The sequence below is a fragment of the Microcystis sp. M49636_WE2 genome, assembly GCF_030065375.1.
GTDB classification, from domain to species: domain Bacteria; phylum Cyanobacteriota; class Cyanobacteriia; order Cyanobacteriales; family Microcystaceae; genus Microcystis; species Microcystis aeruginosa_C.
Map to the genome: position 1 here is coordinate 1 of NZ_JASJFG010000297.1, position 3906 is coordinate 3906.

The window sequence follows — 3906 nt, forward strand, 5'->3', positions numbered from 1 at the left end:
CCTAATCCAGCAGCAAAACGAGGAACTGCAATACGAAAAGCAACAATTACAGCGAGCTTTAGGAGAAATCGAACAGTATCGTCAAGCAGAACAACGGCAACCGATGATTATTGCCAATTTGACCGCAGAATTGACCCGCACACGCCAACAATTAGCCCGTTTAGAGCGAGAATGTGCCTTAATTCAGGAAAGTTATCAGGAAAAAAGCCAAAAACTCTGCAACTATGACCAGCAATTGCAGGAATTACGCACCCGTCTCCAACGTCAGCAACGCTACACCCTCCAGTATAAAGCGGCCTTGGCCCAGTATTTCCAGCGCGGTAGCGATCGCAATTTTTCCCCAGATTTAGCCATTGTTGCCAAGGCAGCTGCGATCGAGCCTTGGTCTCAGACAGAAAACCAAGAAAGCGATGAAGTGGCTCCCATCGATGAGTTTTTAGCGGAATTAGAGACAATTGAGCCAGTAGAATCCTTAAAGAAGAAAGACAGGGATTGGCCCGCACCTATCATCTCTCCTTCCCCGAAATATTCCTCTTTTCGGGTTGATTTGCCCACTTTTATTAAATATCGCCAAGAAGAAAATAATTCCTAAACAACAGAAAGAGAGCCGGCGACTGTCCATGTTTCGTCTCGGCTCTCTATTCTGGTTCGCTCCTCACACTAATTAAAATCTATCATAGGCTGATGGTTTTGTCCACTAAATTCATAAAAGTTGATATTTTTATAGTTCCGTCATTGGCAGCAGTTGCCATTTTTGACGGAGAAGACGGTTAAGTAGTTTTTGACTGACGCTAATCAGGATTAATCTCGATCGCTGAATTGGGGCGGATTCTCCGATAATGCGACAGTTACGCTCAAAATTGAGCATCGCTTCGCAAAAATTCGCGGTTAGGGGATAAAGTTTCTGGCCTTCCCAACAATCGCAAACGGTTAAAATTTGCAGGATTAAGGCTATTTCGGCGGGATGATGCCACGATAACGGTTCAGACTCGGTTAATCTAATTTTTTCCCGATTGAGCAGTTGTAACAAACCAGAATAACGAGCGTGAGTGTATTGAAATAAAAAGAAAAATTCTCCTCTGGGATGGAGAGGAAGCTGATCGGAGAAAAACTTATCGATTAAATCGTTTAGTTTCAGTAACCAAAAGGACAAAAATTGCTGATCTAATAATAATTCTAGCCATCCTTCCCTAAGCTGAATTTGTGGAAAAAGGGCGATTAAATGGTTAAATATGGTTTGACATTGAGCGGGCGTAAAATAATAAAACAGAGGTGAACGATAGAGGACACTATCAGTTTTTGGGCAACGATAGAAAGTTAATTTATGGTTGTTTTCTGGAAAAATATTAATTAATTGTTGTTTTAAACAATGCTCGATCGAGGGATGATTGCAGATAAAATTCATACTCAGAAGGGTAAACAAGGCGTTTTTTGCAGATCAAAATGGTCGGTTTATTCTAGTGTTCTCATGAGAGACATTCTAGATTTTGATACGCTTAATCAACAATCAGTTAATTGTGTCTAACTGATATGAGAACTACGATAAATTTAGCTTATGATTTCAAATCTCGCTGAGTCCACCAGCTTAATACTATTATAATTGTCTGGATTTTCAAACTCGAATTTCCATAAATAATATATATTTGATTTCTTAGCAAAAAATAGTGTAACAATTTTCTTTTTAGTATGCAGTTGCCATTGTCTAGATGGATAATACAACTGTCTGATAATTACATTGTCTATACTTAAGTTTTTGGCTTCAATCAGGACAATTTGGTTCTTGCCTTCATATCCTGCATCCACCTCTGTTTGTACACCTTTAATTTTAAGAACATGATCATTAATTTTTAGTGTAAATTCAGGGGTATATTTTCTACCACGAATGGTTAATACTAGGCTATTATCTTTGATAAAGTGACGAATTAGACTCGATGCGTAAGCGAAGTCCAGATGTTGCATTTCTGAATCACCTATCAAGGAAGTTTCTAATTGAAAATCTAATAAAGTTTGATAATTTTGTATGGGTGTTTCTATGATAGGAATATCAACATAACCCTCGCCCTTTAATATCACATACTCTCCATTCTTGACTGGTAAAATAAACAATCCTAGCTTTTTAAAAACTTCTGGGCGGCTTTCTCTTGTATCTTGTTTACATAAAATTCTTACTTCTCTTTCCCCTGTAGTTTCAAAATGTTTTGTGGATGCTTTAATCTGTTCAGCCTTAATAAAATAAGGATGATTACAAAAATCATGATCGTGCAAGTTATATCTATCGAATACAGCTTGCCACCCTCGATCTGTTGAAGAAATATTTTTATTCATGTCGTATTTTCTGTTAGGCTTAATTTTTGTCAATTATTGATCAGTAATTCCCAGATTTCTCCCCTATTATTGCCCTGGGAATTAATATTTCGTCGGGCTTTTACCCTTTGAATATTATAATCTTTATATAAATCATCAAAAAAATTATTGTCAGAGTCAAAGTTTTTAACGTCGGAATTACTTAAAATAAATTTATAACCTGCCCGATCGACTCGATCGATAAATTCTTTTAATCTTATTTGCTCCTCATCGTTAAAATCTTCTTTAGTATAAGAGGTAAAAGCTGATGTTTTTTTAATCGGTTTATAGGGAGGATCAAAATAAAATAAAGTCTTGTTATTGGCATAATTTAGGGTTTGGACAAAATCCCCTTGTAGGATCGTCACTTTCTGTAAATGATGATTGACAGCTAATAGGTTTTCTTCATTGCAGATCAACGGTTTGACATATTTTCCAAAGGGGACATTAAAAAGTCCTTTGCTATTGACTCTATAAAGTCCATTAAAACAAGTTTTATTGAGAAATAATAACAAAACTGTTTTTTCTACATCTTCATCACAGCCACGAGAATTAAATTCTATTCTTTTATCTAAAAAAAACTTTTGTTGTTCCTCTAGATTTTTAAGTTCATAAAAATCCTGCTGGATTTTTTTAAGCTTGACTATTAATTCTTTGACATTATCTTTAATAACATTATAAGCCATGATTAAATCAGGATTGATGTCATTAATAATAAATTTTTGAACAGGATAGGGATTATTTAATACTGAGAATAAAACTGCCCCACCTCCGACAAAAGGTTCAATGTAGTTAAACTGACAATCCTGAGAAATATGGGAATTAATCAAAGATAGAATATTAGGAACCAGTTGAGTTTTGCCTCCCGCCCACTTTAAAAAAGGTTTGCCGCTAACTGTTTTCCTTTGAGACAAAGAAGTGGTCATTATTATTGCTAGATTATCCTAATTTATTCAATTTACAGCGCAATTCAAGAAAACCTGAAAGGCGGATTTGGTATCAGAAAGGTAAACGGGGCATTTTTTTCAATACTGATTCAATTTGGTTGATTAAATCCAGCAGACGATTGCCATCCACATGAACCTCGCTGGTGGGATAATTGGCAAGGACTTCGATGACTTGAATCTCGTTATCGTTGAGGGCAGAAGTGACTAAGGAACCGCGTAAAGCTTGCCGACTAGCGGCTCGATTGGGGGTGTGGACAATTTCGGCGGCATAATCTAGCAAACTTTCGCCAAAAAAACTATTAAGAAATTTGGAAAGAAAGACGGCATCCACCGCTACCCGACGATTAAGGATTTTGCGGAATTCTTCGGGTTTTTGGTTAGCCATCTTTAATTGTGCCGCCAAAGCGGGAGCTAATTCGCCTGTTTCGCTCAATTGCTTTAATTCTGATACCGATACGGACCCTTGGAAGATGTGGTATTTGATGATAGCTGATTCGGCGGCTGACAAAGACTGACAAACACCGAGAAAGATAGATATTCCTAGGGGAAGTAAAAGATTTTTGAACATAAACCAAAGGTGCAAAACAAGCGAAAAGCGATCGGGATGATTGACTCA

General features: G+C 37.0%; 5 protein-coding genes. 1 reads left to right on the forward strand and 4 read right to left on the reverse strand.

What is annotated here, in order from left to right; all coding sequences use genetic code 11:
- On the forward strand, window positions 1-592 hold a 592-nt coding region (locus PX484_RS07085; RefSeq protein WP_288103273.1), incomplete at its 5' end, for a coiled-coil domain-containing protein.
- Window positions 593-721: 129 nt separating this feature from the next.
- Here PX484_RS07085 and PX484_RS07090 read toward each other — a convergent pair.
- The 4 genes from PX484_RS07090 to PX484_RS07105 all read right to left on the reverse strand — a co-directional run bounded on the left by PX484_RS07090 (window position 722) and on the right by PX484_RS07105 (window position 3858).
- Window positions 722-1405 carry an anticodon-binding protein gene (locus PX484_RS07090; RefSeq protein WP_287766122.1) on the reverse strand — a complete coding sequence of 228 codons (684 nt, stop codon included), beginning with the start codon at window positions 1403-1405 and terminating at the stop codon, window positions 722-724.
- 143 nt (window positions 1406-1548) lie between these two features.
- Window positions 1549-2325, reverse strand: coding sequence for a type II restriction enzyme (locus tag PX484_RS07095; RefSeq protein ID WP_287766121.1), 777 nt, complete (start codon window positions 2323-2325; stop codon window positions 1549-1551).
- Between the two features lie 29 nt (window positions 2326-2354).
- The gene (locus PX484_RS07100) at window positions 2355-3269 is read right to left on the reverse strand and encodes a DNA adenine methylase (protein WP_287766119.1); all 915 of its coding nucleotides are present in this window, start codon (window positions 3267-3269) and stop codon (window positions 2355-2357) included.
- A gap of 73 nt (window positions 3270-3342) precedes the next feature.
- The gene (locus PX484_RS07105; RefSeq protein WP_002784786.1) at window positions 3343-3858 is read right to left on the reverse strand and encodes an alpha/beta hydrolase; all 516 of its coding nucleotides are present in this window, start codon (window positions 3856-3858) and stop codon (window positions 3343-3345) included.
- Window positions 3859-3906 lie beyond the last annotated feature (48 nt).

What these genes read in the sequence shown, in the direction of transcription:
- PX484_RS07090 (WP_287766122.1), bottom strand. Translation starts at nt 1,405, where the DNA reads ATGAATTTTATCTGCAATCATCCCTCGATCGAGCATTGTTTAAAACAA.
- PX484_RS07095 (WP_287766121.1), bottom strand. Translation starts at nt 2,325, where the DNA reads ATGAATAAAAATATTTCTTCAACAGATCGAGGGTGGCAAGCTGTATTC.
- PX484_RS07100 (WP_287766119.1), bottom strand. Translation starts at nt 3,269, where the DNA reads ATGACCACTTCTTTGTCTCAAAGGAAAACAGTTAGCGGCAAACCTTTT.
- PX484_RS07105 (WP_002784786.1), bottom strand. Translation starts at nt 3,858, where the DNA reads ATGTTCAAAAATCTTTTACTTCCCCTAGGAATATCTATCTTTCTCGGT.